This is a genomic window from Xanthomonas vasicola (genome assembly GCF_000772705.2).
Lineage (GTDB): Bacteria > Pseudomonadota > Gammaproteobacteria > Xanthomonadales > Xanthomonadaceae > Xanthomonas > Xanthomonas vasicola.
Genome location: NZ_JSBW02000048.1, coordinates 81,243 through 96,818 on the forward strand (window position 1 = coordinate 81,243; position 15,576 = coordinate 96,818).

The following is a 15,576-nucleotide window of genomic DNA, read 5'->3' on the forward strand; positions in this document are numbered from 1 at the left end:
TGCCGATATCTCTGTCTACCAGCAACACCAACTGGATGCTGGCCTGGAATCCGCCAAGGCAGTCGTTCTTGCGCACATGGCGATGAAATCAGCGGAGCGTCCGGGGATCGCGTCTGCTTGGGCACGGACTGCGGCGCACACCGCCTTGAACCTTCTGCGATCGAGCTGCAGTGCCTCCAGGAGCAGTAACTCGCCACCTTGATAGCGCTCTGCTTCAGGCTGTTGCGGCAATACGTTAGCCAAACGCACCAGCAAAAAGGCAGTGTCCTTGCGGCGGGAAAATAGGGAGCTGGCATTCGCTAACGCACCAAAGGAAGTCCAGCGCATCTGCGGATCGGGCAGGGTGACCGACAAGTCGACCATATGGTTCAACACGTCCCGTCCGTTTGCCAAACGCGCACACGCCTCCACAACGTACTTGTGTCGTTCCATAAACCAGCCCGTGATCTGCAACCCCGCAGTCACTTCATGAAGCAGCGTCGCCTCCGCTTGCGCAGGCGGCCCTGGCTGCCCTGCAGCGAGGTTAGCGACCGCACGTAGCAACATCGATAATGGTATAAAATTGCGGATGTAAGCGATCTTTAATAGCCTGGATTCAGCAGACAACATCTCCAGTGCAGCATCCCCGCCCTGGACAGCATCGGGCTGGGCGACCTGGTCGTGAACGGCTTGCGCCGCTTGCAACACCTTCGTCAAATAAGCTTCACGTTGCTCTCTGGGCACGATTCCCAGCTGCTCTGTCAAGCGAGACAGGGTAGGCAGCGTTGGTTGGCCGGGAAGCTGGTTGATATGCTCCAACAACGCCATGAGCGCCTCGGCACGCTCCGATTGCGGTAGCTTTGCTGCGCGCTTAACTAACTGGAAGCATGCGGTCAAGCGCGCGCCGTGGTCTTCACCGCCTGGGTACGGGAGACGCGTGACCATTCGTAACGTAGCACGCATATCCTTAAGGCTGCGGACGCGACCGCAGTCGGTCAGTGGGTCGTAGCGTGGGTGCGCTTCTAGGAAGAGCTCCATACGGTCACGGGCGGCTTCCGCCATCGCCCGCGAAGTTGCGCCAAGCCGCGCAATGCTTCTACGATCCAATCGACCCAAGATTTCTCGGCGAAGATCGCGAGGCAGTGGAGTAAGTCTGTCGAAACGCTCGTCCTGCTGGATGTGTGCCGGCGGCGGATCGGGCAGTGGGCAGGTGGCCGGCGACTGGGAGGTCGACGCCTCCTCCGCTCGGCTGGTGGACGCCACAGCGCGCGGCAGAGCGATTCGATTGGTGTGCATCTTGCATCTCCTGAGGTGCGCCACAGCGGCGACATCGATTGCGTCTCTGGGCGTAATTTTGCAAAGAGCCAAATCGTGCCTGGAGGCAGCGAGGGAAATGGTGTTCACCCACACGAACGGAGCTTGCGCGCCCAACGTGGCGCAAACTTGCGCTTGACCGGCCCAGGCTGCGTGACCAACCTGCACGAAGGCAATATGCGCCGGGCAGCGCTGCTGCCCGGGGGCTACGCGCCCTTCGGCGCGCCGACCCCGCCTTGCCATGAAGGCAACTTTACCCAGCTGGCTGCGCTAGAACGGGTGGCAACAGGCAGATGCAGCATCGACAGCCACCCCGGTCCATCGCGTGTTCGCTTAGATGTCGAGCACCCAAACGAGCCCCCAAAGATGCCTTGTCGCAAGGGTCGAAGCCGGCCCGGCGATTGCCCGCTTGCCCAATCGCCCCCCTCGCATCTTGCGATGAGTTCGCCGGATTAGACGGAAGGCCGCTCGCGCTGTGCAGGCAAGCTGCGCCCCTGCTCCACCTCTCGCTGTCACCGTGCCGTGCAGCATGGGACGAATGCAGATACGACGATGACGACTATCGCAACGGTACGCTCAACTGCGACGGCGCTATTGCAGGCGATGTAAACGTCACGTTGCCGCCATCGTTGATGCTGCTATAGCGCGTGTCGCGGGTGTCGATCACCAGCACCAGCCGTTGCCCGGCAGGAACGTCAGCTGCGGCGGCTTGCAATGGCCACGTCAGCGTCACTGGCTTGCCGGGGGTGGTGTCGCGCAACGAATACGGCGCATGCGTAATCAGCTTCGCCGCGCCCAGCGCATCCATGCAGTAGAGATACGCGAATAGGCTGACCTTTGACTGACTGGGCACCACGGTCACGCGCAGCGACGGGCTACCGGCCAGGCGCCGGGTGCTGTTCGATGGCGAGCCGACCCATACGGCTGCACCAGCGCGATTGACCAGCGGAATGGAGGTTGTCACCGGCACGCCAATGCCTTGCAGCAAGCCGCTGACCAGCACCACGCCGGAATCGGCCAGGGTCGGCACGTCGGTGGCGATACGCGACTGCCATCCGCTCGACGTCCCGCCGGTCAATCCACCGGTCGGGCTCAACAACCCTGCGGGTGCGGACAGGCCAAACTGCGTGGTGGCCTGTTGCACCGACGCCCAGTCCGGATATTCAAGCCACTGCCCCGCACGTGGCGATAGCCGCACCGGCACTTCTGCATCCACCCCGTTGGGCAATTGCTTGAGATGGCGGTCGAACCAGCGCGTGGTTGCGGTGTAGATCTCGTTGGGCAACCCCAATGCGCCGGGCAGCTCTGCGGTGGCGTGATCACCCTGGCTGAGCAGCAGTTGTTTCGGGCCTCGCAACTGGTTGAAGAACGCGACGGTCTGGTTCGGCGGGAACAACCCGTCGTTGAACGCATTGCCCAGCAACACTGCGGTACCGCGCGCGTTGAGCGCGGCTACATCGGTGGCCGGGCTGCGCGACGCCGCTTGCGGCAGGAAGCCCTGCACCGCGTCGTCGTAATCGCCTTGCGCGACGCGTACGCCGATCTGCGCCAGATCCGGGCCGGCGCGTCCGGTCAGCGCGCCGGCGCCCACCAATAGCCCCACGCCCTGCTGGCTGACCGTGCGATTGGAATACAGCGAGGCTTCCAGATCGGCCCAACCGCTGAGCGCGGCCACGGCCTTGATGCGTGGGTCGCGCTCGGCCGCGAGCAGGCTGATGCCCGCACCGTACGAGATGCCCGACGCGCCGATCGCATTCGGGTTGGCCGGCGTATGCGCCAGGGCCCAGTCGATCACCGCGCTGACGTCTTCCACCGTGTCCGGCCCGGCGATATCGATCTGCCCGGCCGAATCCCAGAACCCGCGCGAGGTGTAACTGACCACCACGTAGCCGTCGCTGGCCAACTGGGTGGCGCGGCCGAGATATTCCAGATTGGGCAGCGACCAACTGGCCGGCATCACGATCAGCGGAAACGGCCCTGCACCCTGCCCCTGCGGCACCAGTACCAGTGCCCCCATCTGCGCACCGTCCCAGCCGGGGATGCGTTCATAGGTCTTGCTGAAGGCGCCCGCCATCGCCGACGCCGACGCCATCCACAACGCCAGTGAGGCGATGCTTCCGATCCAACGCTTGCTCATGCTGTTCTCTCCCACGCGAGGCCAGGCCGGGGTGGCCCAGCGGCAACTGCCATGCATCCGTTGTTCGGGGGAGAACGCCGCGAACGTACCAGACGGTACGGTATGGATCAAGAGCCGGGAGCCGGGAGCCGGGAGCCGGGAGCCGGGAGCCGGGAGCCGGGAGCCGGGAGCCGGGAGCCGGGAGCCGGGAATCGGGAATCGGGAATCGGGAATCGGGAATCGGGAAATTGAACCAGGAGCAGCGGGCGGCATCGCTGCGTAGTTGTCGTACTGCAGCCTGGCTGGTGGCGCTTTTGCAGCAAGCGCGGGCACGGCGCGCAAGTGAAAGCAGCCCGCGCGGATGGCTGATCGCGACCCGCGGGCTTTTGCGCGCCGCGCAACGCTTCCCGCGCCCTCAGCTCAGCACGAAGTGCTGATAGCCGCGCTGCGGCGGTTGCCAGGGGTTGCCGTCGGCGTCGTGCACCACCACGCCGGGTGTGGCGACGATCTGGCCGATACGCGTTGCGGCCACCTGCGCAAATTCCATTGCCTGTACCACTGCAGCGCGATGCTGCGGCGCGGCGGTGAAGCACAGCTCATAGTCATCGCCACCGCCAAGTTGCCAGCCAAGGCACTGCAATGCGCTGATGCCTGCGCTGCGCGGCATCGCCGGCAAAGCCGCAAGCGCCAGTTGCGCGCCTACGCCGCTGCGCGCACACAGATGCCCCAGATCGGCCAGCAGCCCGTCGGAGATGTCCACGCAGGCATGCGCAAGCCCGCGCAAACGTAGCCCCGCCTGCACGCGCGGCTGCGGACGCAGCAAGCGGCTGCGCCAGTGTTCATGCAACGGGTCGGCAGCCACGCAGGTCACGTCCAGTTGACCGGCCTGCCACAGCGCCAGCGCGGCGGCGGCCTCACCCGGCGCACCGGTCACCCACACATCATCGCCAACGCGCGCACCATCGCGCCGCAACGCCGCACCCGGCGGCAGGCTGCCGATTGCCGTCACCCCGCACGAGAGCGACCCGCGGGTGGTGTCGCCACCGACCAGCACAATGTCGTGCGCATCGGCCAGCGCGAAGAAGCCATCGGCGAATCCATCCACCCACGCCGCATCGTCGTTCGGCAGCGACAACGACAAGGTGCACCACCGCGGTTGCGCACCCATCGCCGCCAGATCGGAGAGATTGACTGCCAGCGTCTTCCAGCCCAGGTCGTCGGCGCGGGTTTCGTGCGGAAAATGCACGCCGGTATTGAGCGTATCGGTGGTGATCGCCAGCTGCTCACCGGCCGGCGGCTGCAGCAACGCCGCATCGTCGCCAATGCCCAACGGCACATCGGCACGCGCTGCAATGCGCGCACGCAGCCGGGCGATTAGATCGAATTCGGGCATGTGAAGGGCCGGGATTGGAGATTAGGCATTGGGGATTGGTCACAGCGGCTTTGCGCGGGGCGGCACGATTGCCTACCGCCTGCACTATCGAATGATGCGGCAGTCCGGACATGGCGTAACTCAACCCAAGGCTTATTCACTCAAGCAAGTGCTCGCACACTTGCATCGGCGGGACCGTCGCTCGCTGCCAATCACGAATCACGAATGCCGGATCTCGGCACCTCAGGCGCCCGACTCCACCTTGCGCCACTCCACTGCGGCGCGATCCAGCACCCCGTTGACATAGGTGTGGCCGTGCTCGGAGCCGAAGCGCTTGGCGGTTTCGATTGCTTCGTTGATCACCACGCGGTACGGCACGTCCTGGCGGTACAGCAATTCATAGGCGGCCAACCGCAGCACTGCGCGTTCGATCGCATCGACCTCTTCCACGCCGCGATCCAGGTACGGGGTCAGCGCGGTATCCAGTTCGGCGCGGTTGCTCAGCACGCCTTCGACCAGGTTCTCGAAGTACGCCAGATCGGCAACTTCGTGCGCCTGCTCATGGGCGAACTGGCCGATCACCTGCTTGGCGAAGCCACCGGAAATCTGCCACGCATACACCGCCTGCAAGGCACGCCGACGTGCGCGCGAACGCAGCACCGGGTCGATACCGTCGCGACGGCCGTGGCGCGGGTGCCCACCGGGCTTGCTCATGGCAACAACTCCATCAAATTCACCAGTTCCAGCGCTGCAAGCGCGCATTCCTCGCCCTTATTCCCGTGGCTGCCGCCGGCACGCGCTTCGGCATCTTCCACGCGTTCGACCGCCAGCACGCCGTTGAGCACCGGCACGCCGGTCTGCAACTGCACGCTCATCAGGCCTTCGGCGCACAGGTCGGCCACGTGTTCGTAATGGCGGGTATCGCCACGGATCACGCAGCCCAGCGCGATGATTGCGCCGTGCTGGCCGGACTGCGCCACGCGGTTGGCGGCGATCGGAATTTCCCAGGCGCCGGGCACGCGGATCACGTCGATAGCGTCGTCGCCAATGCCGTTGCCGGCCAGGCTCTGGCGCGCGCCGGTGACCAGCGCGTCGGTGATGCGGGCATTCCAGCGGCTGGCGATGATCGCAAAGCGCGCGGTGGTGGGGCGAAGATCGCCTTCGTAGTGGGTCATGCGGGTCGGCAACTCGAGGGGGCAGGAAGTTTAACAGCTGCCGGGGCCAGGCCCGGCCGACGCGTACAGACGGGGTCCACCAAAGCAGACCCGGCCATGCGTTTTAACGGCAATGTGCGATTGCGGTCAGCCGACTGCCCCACCCGATCAGGCCGGACCTACGCCTCAACCGATGGCCATGCTCTGGCCACTGCGCTTCCGGCACGTAGGCCATAGCAGCTGACAGATACGCGCTGTCAGTCACGCGAGCCGACACGGCCGGAACCATCGGCACGGGGCGGATGCCATCGGTAACGGCTCGCAGCCATCTCAGGGCACGGCGGGCGGCGACACCGAACGCACACCTTCGCCGGCGTGGCATTCCAGATACTCCACCACTTCCAGCCCGAACCCGGCCAACCCCACCTGACGCCGCGGGGTGCCCAGCACGCGCAACTTGCCCAGACCCAGTTCGGCCAGGATCTGCGCGCCGGCGCCGTTACGCCGCCACTGACTCACGTCCTTGGCGTTGGCGGCGGCTTCGGGTTGCTGGCGCAGCCGTGCCAGCAGCGATTCGCTGTCGCGCGGTGCCGACAGCACCACCATCACGCCCTGCCCTTCGGCGGCAATCGCGCGCAAGGCATCGGTGGCCGCCACGCCGAAGTCATCGCGCTGCCAATGCAGCAAGTCGGCCAGCGGATTTTCTACCTGCACACGCACCAGGGTGGGTGTGTGCGGATCGGCGCTGCCGCGCACCAACGCAAAGTGCAGGTCGTGCGCGATGCGGTCGCGGTAGGTCACCAACTTGAACGAGCCAAATTCGGTGGTGATATCGCGCTCGTCCACGCGCTCGACGGTGTGCTCGTTGGCCAGCCGGTACGCGATCAGATCAGCGATCGAGCCCATCTTCAGCCCATGCTCGCGCGCGAACACTTCCAGCTGCGGGCGACGCGCCATGCTGCCGTCCGGGTTGAGCACTTCTACCAGCACACCGGCCGGTTCCAGCCCGGCCAGCATCGGCAGATCGCTGGCTGCTTCGGTGTGCCCTGCACGCGTCAGTACGCCGCCGGGCTGCGAAATCAGCGGGAAGATATGCCCCGGCTGGCTCAGATCCTGCGGCTTGGCATCCGGCCGCACCGCGGTGCGCACGGTGTGCGCGCGGTCGTAGGCGGAAATGCCGGTGGTCACGCCTTCGGCCGCTTCGATGCTGACGGTAAAGTTGGTCTGGAACTGCGCGGTGTTGTTGCGCACCATCGGCGCCAGGCCCAGTTGCGCGCAGCGCTCGCGAGTCAGCGACAGGCACACCAACCCACGTGCGTGGGTGACCATGAAGTTGATGTCCGACGGCTTCACCAACTCGGCGGCCATGATCAGATCGCCTTCGTTTTCGCGGTCTTCGTCATCGACGATCACCACCATGCGACCGGCGCGCAATTCTTCAATCAACTCAGGAACGGGCGCGAAATTCATGCCACACCTCGCGTCCCGAGCAGGCGTTCGACATAGCGCGCCACCAGATCGATTTCCAGATTCACCGCAGCACCGACTGCCGTCTGCGCAAACGCGGTATTGGCCACCGTATGCGGAATCAACGCGACTTCGAAGCCTTCTTCGTCCACTTCATTGACGGTGAGGCTGACACCATCCACACAGATCGAGCCCTTCTTGGCGACATAGCGCAACACCGACGGCCGCGCAGCAAATCGCCAGCGCTGCGCGCGTGCATCGTCATGCACCGCCTGTACCTGGCCCAGGCCATCCACATGCCCGCTGACCAGATGCCCGCCCAGCCGGTCGGTGGGCCGCATCGCGCGTTCCAGATTGAGCAGCGCACCTTCCGGCAACGCGCCCAGCGTGGTCAGCGAGAGGGTTTCGGTGGAGGCGTCGGCCTGAAAACTGGCTGCGTCGAACGCAATCACGGTCAGGCACACGCCATTGACCGCAATGCTCTCGCCCAACTGGACAGACTCGAACGGCAGCGTGCCGGTGGCGAAGGTGAAACGCACATCGCCGCCCTGCGGCTGACGCGCAGCCAGCTGGCCGACGCCTTCAATGATTCCGGTGAACATCAGCATGCCTCCGCGTGCAGCACGGAGGCTGCTGCGATGGAGCGCTGGAAGGCCGCGGCGCGGCGCGGCAGGTGGTACATGGACATAGTCGTTTCTCGCAGAAGTTGAGCGAAAAACGCCGCAAGGCAAAGCAAACAGGCGCGCGCACAGCCGCAAGGCTGCGCGGTGGCCGTCTTCTTTCATCCGGACTATACCGTCGGCTCCGGCATCGGACCGGATCTGCTGACCTTCGCGCGATACCCGGCACCTGCAGCGCCAACCGTCGCGACGAAGCGCTCGCGGGCTCACATGCGTGCGCATGCCTACCGCCGGTGGGGAATCGCACCCCGCCCTGAAGACGTTCGTAAGTGCCGGCGAACCGGCCGGCGCAGTTTAACAGTGCGCATCCGCGCAATGCCTGAGCGTCAGACAAGGCTGGCAGGACGCTGTGTCGTGTCAGGAAACTCCCCATAGCCAGCTTTGTGAAGAAGCTGTTAAATTGCGCGCGGCGACGGGAGACGTCGTTCTTTTCCACCTCGCAATGGGGTGGAGACACGGACATCAATTCGGAGAGAACCATCCAATGCGCAACACCCTGATTCTGGCTGCCCTGCTGGCTGCCGCACCGTTTGCCGCCTCTGCGGAAGGCCTGAGCTACACCTACGTCGAAGGCGGCTGGAACCGCACCAACTTCAACGTCAATGATGACAACGAGGGCATCAACGGGGGCTACCTGCGCGGTTCCTGGCAGATCGCCCAGCCGGTTTACGTCTTCGCCGGCTACCAGCGCGCCACCAAGGACTACAACCTCGGCGCCGACTTCACGATCGACGGCACCCTGACGCAGGCCAACGCCGGCATCGGCTACCGCCAGGAAATGACTGAGCGCGTCGAGTTCATCGCCGACATCAGCGCGCTGCGTACCAAGGTCGATGCGGACCTGCGCCAGCGCGGCCGTTCGCTGGGCAGTAGCTCCGACTCCACCACCCTGGGCTGGGTGAACTTCGGCCTGCGTGGCAAGCCTTCGCCGCGTACCGAAGCATGGCTCAAGGCCGGCTACATCGATGGCAGCGACGTGGACAAGGGCGAGTTCGTGGGCACCCTGGGTGGCCAGGTGAACTTCACCCAGACCTGGGGCCTGGTTGGCGAAGCCCAATTCATCGACGACGCAAATCAGTACCGCGTCGGCGTGCGCGCGAGCTTCTGATCGGCATCGTGCATGAATAAAAAAGGCCCTGCATGCGGGGCCTTTTTTTTGCACTCACCCCACCGCTAGTGGCGCGTAGCGCAAGCGCAGATCCTGCCCAAGCTGACGCACATCGTGGAGTTGCAATTCGTAGCGCTGTGCCAGCGTTTCGATACCGAGGCCAGCAAGCAAGGGCCTTGCAGTGTCGCCCAGCAGCACCGGGGCCATATAGATCAGCAGTTCGTCCACCAGCCCCGCCTGCAGCAGCGCACCGCTCAGCGTGGCCCCGGCTTCCACATGTACTTCATTGATGCCGCGCTTGGCCAACAACGCCAGCACTGCAGCCAGATCGAAACGTCCAGCACTCAGCGGCAGTGCCGCAAATTCCGCACCATTCAGCGCAGTTGCCGCGACAGCATCGCCATGCAGATACAGCGTCGGCGCATCGCCATCGCGAATGTTGGCGCACGCCAACGTGCGCAAGCCGGAATCCAGTACCACACGCAGCGGTGGCGCGAACGCGGTGTCATCGCCCAGCCGCACCGTCATCGACGGATTGTCGGCCAACACCGTGCCAGCACCGGTCAAAATCGCGCCGGCACGCGCACGCCAGCGCTGTACGTCTGCACGTGCATCGGCACCGGTAATCCATTTGGATTGGCCGCTGGCCAACGCGGTGCGTCCATCCAGACTGGCGCCGAGCTTGATCCTTACCCACGGCCAGCCACGCTCTACCCGCGACAGAAATCCCCGATTGAGCGTGCGCGCCTGGGCGTGCATCACCCCGCTCAGCACCTCGATTCCGGCATCGCGCAGCAACGCAAAACCACCGCCATTGACCTGCGGAAACGGGTCGGCCATCGCCGCGACCACACGCGTTACGCCTGCATCGATTAATGCCAACGCACACGGCGGCGTGCGCCCGTAATGCGCGCATGGCTCCAAGGTCACATACGCAGTGGCGCCGCGCGCCAACTCACCGGCCGCACGCAGCGCGAAGACTTCAGCATGCGGGCCACCCGCACGTTGATGAAAGCCTTCGCCCACGCACACGCCATCGCGCACGATGACGCACCCCACCATCGGATTGGGGCGGGTGGTGTAGGCGCCGCACTCGGCCAAGCGCAATGCCTGCGCCATCCAGCGGTGGTCGTCGGCACTCGCGGCCGCCGCGATCTCCCTCATTGCGTGACTGCTCCCGGCCCGATGCACATCACCACGATGTGCATCGGGCCCAGCAAGAATTTGGTATGCGTCTGCCACCCCAACCGTTGATAAAACGGCATCAATTCCGGCTGGCAATACAGGTATAGCAACGGCACGCCCAGGCGCGCAGCGGCCTGCACGCAATGCGCCACCAGCGCCTCGCCAATGCCCTGCCCGCGCGCCTGCGGCTGCACATACAATGACGCCAACCAGGGCGACCATTGCCGAATGCGTGCATCGTCGTTTTCGAGCAGGCTCACCGAACCCAGCCACTGCGTCTCACCCAGTGCCACCCAGGTCGTTGGGATGACGCCATCGCGCGTATGGCTGCGCAATTCGCTCAGCGCCTCATCGAGGTTCCATTCCGGCAGCAGCGTGCCGAAGGCCTGCAGATGCGCTTGCGCAATCTCAGGCAGATACGCTGGCGTTTCCGCCACGCAGGCGATGCGCATCGCGCTCACCGCTTGCCGGGTTTGCCGGCGCGTTCCAGTGCAGCTTCCAGTAATGGCAGTTGTTCGCTGCCGACCGGCAGTTCGCGTTCGAGTTTTTCGATTTCCTCGCGGAAATCGGCCACGTCCTGAAAACTGCGATACACCGAGGCAAAGCGCACATAGCCAACATGATCGAGCTTGCGCAGCTCCACCATCACGTATTCGCCCACGCGCAGCGAGCCCACTTCGCGCTCGCCGGACATGCGCAGCTGATGCACGACTGCACGCACTGCCGCTTCGATTTGTTCCTCGGCCACCGGCCGCTTCTGCAGCGCGCGATCGAAGCTGGTGCGCAGCTTGCGTGCATCGAAGGCCTCGCGTCCGCCATCGCTCTTGACCACGGTGGGCAGCTTCAGTTCGATCGTTTCCAACGTACTGAAACGTTCGCCGCACGCCTCGCACTCACGGCGGCGACGAATCGTCGTGCCGTCTTCGGACACCCGCGAATCGATCACGCGGGTGTCGTTGTGCTGGCAGAAGGGGCAATGCATCAGGCGTCCGGAATCTGAGATTAGGGATTAGGGATTGGCAACAGCACAAACAAGGACACGCCGTTAGCGCATCCCAAATCACCAATCTCCAATCCCGGCATCTCAGCCATACACAGGATATTTCTTGCACTGCGCGGTCACTGCATCACGCGCTTTCGCCAACACCGCCTCATCGGTCGGGGCGTCGAGCACGTCGGCGATCCAGTTGGCCAGATCGATACTGTCCTGTTCCTTGTAACCGCGCGTGGTGATTGCCGGGGTACCCAGGCGCAGGCCGGAAGTAACGAACGGCGAGCGCGGGTCGTTGGGCACGGCGTTCTTGTTGACGGTGATGTGCGCCTTGCCCAGCGCGGCTTCGGCATCTTTGCCGGAGACGTCGCGGCCGATCATATCGACCAGCATCAGATGGTTTTCGGTACCGCCGGAGACAATCTTGTAGCCACGCGCAATCAGCGTATTGGCCATGGCCTGAGCATTCTTGACCACTTGTTGCTGGTAGGTCTTGAACGCCGGCTCCAGCGCTTCCTTAAACGCGACGGCTTTGGCGGCGATGACGTGCATCAGCGGGCCGCCCTGGATGCCGGGGAACACGATCGACTGCAGCTTCTTCTGCAACTCTTCGCTGGCGCCCTTTGCCACGATGATGCCGCCACGCGGGCCACGCAGCGTCTTGTGCGTGGTCGACGTCACCACGTGCGCATGTTCCATCGGGCTGGGATACACCCCAGCGGCCACCAGGCCAGCGATGTGGGCCATGTCCACGAACAGATAGGCACCCACGCTGTCGGCAATGGCACGGAAGCGGCCCCAATCGATCTTCTGCGAATACGCAGAGAAACCGGCCACCACCATCTTCGGCTTGTGCTCGGTCGCAAGGCGCTGCACTTGTTCGTAATCGATCAGGCCCTGCTCGTTGACGCCGTATTGCACTGCGTTGAACAGCTTGCCGGAGACGTTGACCTTGGCACCGTGGGTCAGGTGGCCGCCGTGCGCCAGGCTCATGCCCAGAATGGTGTCGCCCGGCTGCAGCAGCGCCAGATACACCGCCTGATTGGCCTGCGAACCACTGTGCGGCTGCACATTCGCATAGTCGGCATCGAAGACCTGCTTGATGCGGTCGATCGCCAGCTGCTCGGCAATATCGACGAATTCGCAGCCACCGTAGTAGCGCTTGCCCGGATAGCCTTCTGCGTACTTATTGGTCAGCTGGCTGCCCTGGGCTTCCATCACCAGGGGGCTGCAGTAGTTTTCGCTGGCGATCAGCTCGACGTGATCCTCCTGGCGGCCGGCTTCAGCAGCGATGGCCTTAGCCAGTTCGGGGTCGTAGGTTTCCAGTCGGACATCGCGCGAGAACATCAGGTCTCCAGAGGAATGGACAGATGGCAGGCGCATAGTTTAAAGCGTGTTACACCCTTTGAGGTGAGATGCCATGCACGAGGCCGGGGCCGAAATCACGTCAACCCCAGCAGGGCCGAAGACAGCTGCCTGCAAGCAGACGCAAGCGCAGGCAAGCCCGTGCCTGCGCCGTGGCGCTTTACAGCTCGAACGATCCGCCGAATGTGACCATCAGCGTGCGGTCCTGCAGAAGTTGCCAGGTCGCTGCCGAGGCGGTGGTGTCCAGTGCCGTGGTCGCCGAGAACATCAGCGCCTTACGGTTGCCTAAGTTGAACAGGTTGACCTTCAGGTAAGGCTTCTTCAGGTTGCCAATGTCAGCGAAGTTGTAGCCGCTGTTGAGGTTGACGGTGGCAAATCCAGCAGCGTCCGAGCCACCTGAGTTGAGGAATGTGCCCCAGATCCTGCTCTGCGCATTAACGCTCAGGCTGGCCCACAGGGCATGGCCTGTGTAGTTGATGGAAGCATATCCCGCGTTCCTCGGTGCGTTGACCAGTGTCTTGCCGTCGGTGGCATAGGTGGTGGCACCAAGCGCGACATCGCTCTTCATCTCGCTTTTGTTGTATGCATAGGAGGCATACACAGACCACAGGTCGTCGAACTTGTAGCTCAATTCGGTATTGACACCACGCATCTGCACGCTGCCTAGCTGGTAGTAGACCGGAGCGCGGGTCACCGGATCGGCGCCACTGAACTGCTTGTGCTCGAAGTTGGTCGCGTACAGGTCGAACACCGTGCTCAGATTGTCGCCGTAGTAGCGCCACCCCAGGTCGGCGGTCAGCGACTGCTCGGGTTCGGCATCGCTGATCGATGTCTGCGAACCGATAGCACTGGCATAGGCGGCATTCCAGAAATCGTACAGCGCGGACGTGTTGATTGGCGCGCGGTAAGCCTTTCCCACTCCGAGGAATAATTGGTTCTGCTCGTCGAGCTGGAATTTGACGCCCCCCGTCGGCGTGAACTTTCTATAGGTATTAGCGCCGGAGGCGTACAGCGAGCTGTTTCCCGGCGTGGTCAGATCGATGCCCAGGTCAGCGCCCGGCCAGGTCGAATACCAGCCCTTGCGCTGCACCCAGGTATAGGCGCCACCAACGGTCAGCGTCCACTGGTCGTCGGGCGTCCAGGTGTTGGTGGCGAAAGCACGGTAGGTAGGCGTGGTCGAGTAGAAGCGATAGGCGACCTGCGGGCTCCCGTTGGCATTTTTGTAGTAATAGCGGCTGTCATGGCCCCAGACATCGGCGGGGTGGCCCTGCGGGTCGGCCGGAAGGAAGACATTCGAACCTTGCTCACGCGGGCGCTCGACCAGCATGCCGTACTCCAGGCTGTCGCGCATGCCAAAGTCCTGCTTGAACTTGACGTGGATGCCTGGCCGGAAAGTGTCGAAGGTGTAGAACACATAGGTACTGGCGTACCCGTAGCCGCCGCCGCCGTAGCCGTAGACGAAGTACGGCACCACAGATAGGTGCAGGCTGTCGCTCAGTGTGAACTCACCGTCGAGGCTGGCGATCCAGCTGCGGAACGGATTGGTACGGGTGCCGACCCAGTCACTGGCGTCGGCCGACTTGTAGGACTGGACATAGCCAAAGTCGTAGCCATTGACGGCGATCTGCTCCTTGGTGAGGTTGCGGTAGTCGTTCCTGACATGGCGCGTGTATTGCAACGCGCCGGTAATCGCGTCGCCGTCGCCCAACGTCCACACCGACTTGGCGTCGATCTTGTTCACCGTGGACTGGCCATCGCCGCGCCAATGGTCGGTCTGGTTGTTCGAATAAGAGAACCACGAACGGACCGGTCCGCTGTCGCCGGTGTTGTAGCGCAGGAACGTGCGCTTGTAGTTATTGCTACCCAAGCTCTGGCTCAAGTCCAAGCCGGCATTGGCGGTTGGATCGACGCTGACCCAGGCGATGTTGCCACCGGCTGCGCCGATCACCGGTGAGCTCACGTCGGGAAAGCCCTGCTCGACGGTGATGTCGCCCATGTTTTCGGTGTCGCCGTACTCGCTGGCATACATCGTGTAATCACCCGAGTCATTGAGCGGCACACCATTGAGGGTCACGCCGACCTCGTCGGCGGGGAAGCCGCGCACAGTGAAGTTGCCGTCACTCAGGCCGGTCATGTCGTTGGTGGCCGAGATCGCGCCGGGGATGCTGGATAGCATCTGGGTGAAGTTGGCGCCGGTCACGCCCCTGATGACGGCCTGTCGACTGATGGTGGACACGGCCTTGGGCGCGTACTGCACCTCCATGTTGCCGCTGCCTAGCGACACCGAGCTACCGGTCACTTTGACCGCGTCGAGCTGGAGCGCGCGTTGAGTGGCGTTGGAGTTGGTGGTGTTGGAGGTCGTGGTGAGGCTGCCGCGCGAAACGGCGTCGGTGCCGGCGGCGTCCTGGGCGAAGGCGCCGGCGGCGGCCGCGTACAACACCGCCATCACGGCCACGGAAAGAAGCGCTTTGTTCATGAGGAGATTGCCAGTGTGGGGGAAGGTATCTGGTCAAGCCATTGTCGCGTCGGCACGCGCAGTCGCGGACCAACGTTCGGGCCGCGTCCATGGCCCGAGTGCTTGCAACTGCTGTCCGTTGACTTGGGCGTCGCCATCTTTCAGATGGTGGTCCAGGTCTGCGCAGTTGGACAAAGTGCCCGCCCTGTTCGAGTCGTCCACGCGCCCGATGTCCCGGACTAAGCAGCCCGACGTGCCGGTGGCATCGAATATCTTCATCCGCCGGAACAGCAGAACGCGCCACGCCGTCGCGCACCGGCGGTGCCGAGCTTCAGGCGAGAGTTGCCCCAACCGGTAATTTGGTGTGCAGCATGCGGCCGTTGCCAGCCA

The 15,576-nt window shown here is 63.8% G+C and carries 13 protein-coding genes and 1 riboswitch; of the genes, 1 reads left to right on the forward strand and 12 read right to left on the reverse strand.

The window, feature by feature from the left end; genetic code table 11:
* Positions 1 to 15: 15 nt before the first annotated feature.
* The 7 genes from NX05_RS13440 to NX05_RS13470 all read right to left on the reverse strand — a co-directional run bounded on the left by NX05_RS13440 (position 16) and on the right by NX05_RS13470 (position 8,004).
* Complete coding sequence (locus tag NX05_RS13440; RefSeq protein ID WP_230597678.1) at positions 16 to 876, reverse strand: hypothetical protein; 861 nt, start codon at positions 874 to 876, stop codon at positions 16 to 18.
* 976 nt (positions 877 to 1,852) lie between these two features.
* Positions 1,853 to 3,430 (reverse strand): CocE/NonD family hydrolase, encoded by a 1,578-nt coding sequence (locus tag NX05_RS13445; RefSeq protein ID WP_039436638.1) that lies wholly within the window; start codon positions 3,428 to 3,430, stop codon positions 1,853 to 1,855.
* 394 nt (positions 3,431 to 3,824) lie between these two features.
* Entirely contained in the window at positions 3,825 to 4,802 is a 978-nt protein-coding gene (gene thiL / locus NX05_RS13450) for a thiamine-phosphate kinase (protein WP_017118339.1), read from the reverse strand.
* A gap of 222 nt (positions 4,803 to 5,024) precedes the next feature.
* The gene (gene nusB / locus NX05_RS13455; RefSeq protein ID WP_010367695.1) at positions 5,025 to 5,495 is read right to left on the reverse strand and encodes a transcription antitermination factor NusB; all 471 of its coding nucleotides are present in this window, start codon (positions 5,493 to 5,495) and stop codon (positions 5,025 to 5,027) included.
* The gene (ribH, locus tag NX05_RS13460; RefSeq protein ID WP_010367697.1) at positions 5,492 to 5,956 is read right to left on the reverse strand and encodes a 6,7-dimethyl-8-ribityllumazine synthase; all 465 of its coding nucleotides are present in this window, start codon (positions 5,954 to 5,956) and stop codon (positions 5,492 to 5,494) included. Before ribH ends, nusB begins: the two co-directional genes overlap by 4 nt.
* Before the next feature lie 309 nt (positions 5,957 to 6,265).
* Positions 6,266 to 7,405 (reverse strand): 3,4-dihydroxy-2-butanone-4-phosphate synthase, encoded by a 1,140-nt coding sequence (gene ribB / locus NX05_RS13465; protein ID WP_039436636.1) that lies wholly within the window; start codon positions 7,403 to 7,405, stop codon positions 6,266 to 6,268.
* Entirely contained in the window at positions 7,402 to 8,004 is a 603-nt protein-coding gene (locus NX05_RS13470) for a riboflavin synthase (protein ID WP_039436921.1), read from the reverse strand. Before NX05_RS13470 ends, ribB begins: the two co-directional genes overlap by 4 nt.
* A 167-nt stretch (positions 8,005 to 8,171) precedes the next feature.
* Positions 8,172 to 8,347, reverse strand: a riboswitch (FMN riboswitch).
* Between the two features lie 219 nt (positions 8,348 to 8,566).
* Between NX05_RS13470 and NX05_RS13475 the strand changes: the two genes are divergently transcribed.
* On the forward strand, positions 8,567 to 9,190 hold the full coding sequence (locus tag NX05_RS13475) for an outer membrane beta-barrel protein (protein ID WP_039436634.1): 624 nt from the start codon (positions 8,567 to 8,569) through the stop codon (positions 9,188 to 9,190).
* 54 nt (positions 9,191 to 9,244) lie between these two features.
* On the opposite strand, the gene ribD is transcribed toward NX05_RS13475, so the two are convergent.
* From ribD to NX05_RS13500, 5 genes are all read right to left on the reverse strand, one after another.
* On the reverse strand, positions 9,245 to 10,354 hold the full coding sequence (gene ribD, locus NX05_RS13480; RefSeq protein ID WP_039436632.1) for a bifunctional diaminohydroxyphosphoribosylaminopyrimidine deaminase/5-amino-6-(5-phosphoribosylamino)uracil reductase RibD: 1,110 nt from the start codon (positions 10,352 to 10,354) through the stop codon (positions 9,245 to 9,247).
* A complete protein-coding gene (locus NX05_RS13485; protein ID WP_039436630.1) occupies positions 10,351 to 10,836 on the reverse strand; it encodes a GNAT family N-acetyltransferase in 486 nt (161 codons plus the stop codon). The genes ribD and NX05_RS13485 overlap by 4 nt, the downstream gene beginning before the upstream one ends.
* Positions 10,833 to 11,357: a transcriptional regulator NrdR gene (gene nrdR, locus NX05_RS13490; RefSeq protein WP_003490311.1), complete on the reverse strand. Its 525-nt coding sequence runs from the start codon at positions 11,355 to 11,357 to the stop codon at positions 10,833 to 10,835. The genes NX05_RS13485 and nrdR overlap by 4 nt, the downstream gene beginning before the upstream one ends.
* Before the next feature lie 102 nt (positions 11,358 to 11,459).
* On the reverse strand, positions 11,460 to 12,713 hold the full coding sequence (gene glyA / locus NX05_RS13495; RefSeq protein WP_039436627.1) for a serine hydroxymethyltransferase: 1,254 nt from the start codon (positions 12,711 to 12,713) through the stop codon (positions 11,460 to 11,462).
* Positions 12,714 to 12,891: 178 nt separating this feature from the next.
* A complete protein-coding gene (locus NX05_RS13500) occupies positions 12,892 to 15,207 on the reverse strand; it encodes a TonB-dependent receptor (protein ID WP_039436625.1) in 2,316 nt (771 codons plus the stop codon).
* Positions 15,208 to 15,576: the final 369 nt, after the last annotated feature.

Excerpts from the sequence above, each read along its gene's own strand:
- nrdR (WP_003490311.1), bottom strand. The coding sequence starts at position 11,357 with ATGCATTGCCCCTTCTGCCAGCACAACGACACCCGCGTGATCGATTCG.
- nusB (WP_010367695.1), bottom strand. The coding sequence starts at position 5,495 with ATGAGCAAGCCCGGTGGGCACCCGCGCCACGGCCGTCGCGACGGTATC.
- glyA (WP_039436627.1), bottom strand. The coding sequence starts at position 12,713 with ATGTTCTCGCGCGATGTCCGACTGGAAACCTACGACCCCGAACTGGCT.
- NX05_RS13475 (WP_039436634.1), top strand. The coding sequence starts at position 8,567 with ATGCGCAACACCCTGATTCTGGCTGCCCTGCTGGCTGCCGCACCGTTT.
- NX05_RS13445 (WP_039436638.1), bottom strand. The coding sequence starts at position 3,430 with ATGAGCAAGCGTTGGATCGGAAGCATCGCCTCACTGGCGTTGTGGATG.
- ribD (WP_039436632.1), bottom strand. The coding sequence starts at position 10,354 with ATGAGGGAGATCGCGGCGGCCGCGAGTGCCGACGACCACCGCTGGATG.
- thiL (WP_017118339.1), bottom strand. The coding sequence starts at position 4,802 with ATGCCCGAATTCGATCTAATCGCCCGGCTGCGTGCGCGCATTGCAGCG.
- ribH (WP_010367697.1), bottom strand. The coding sequence starts at position 5,956 with ATGACCCACTACGAAGGCGATCTTCGCCCCACCACCGCGCGCTTTGCG.
- ribB (WP_039436636.1), bottom strand. The coding sequence starts at position 7,405 with ATGAATTTCGCGCCCGTTCCTGAGTTGATTGAAGAATTGCGCGCCGGT.
- NX05_RS13500 (WP_039436625.1), bottom strand. The coding sequence starts at position 15,207 with ATGAACAAAGCGCTTCTTTCCGTGGCCGTGATGGCGGTGTTGTACGCG.
- NX05_RS13470 (WP_039436921.1), bottom strand. The coding sequence starts at position 8,004 with ATGTTCACCGGAATCATTGAAGGCGTCGGCCAGCTGGCTGCGCGTCAG.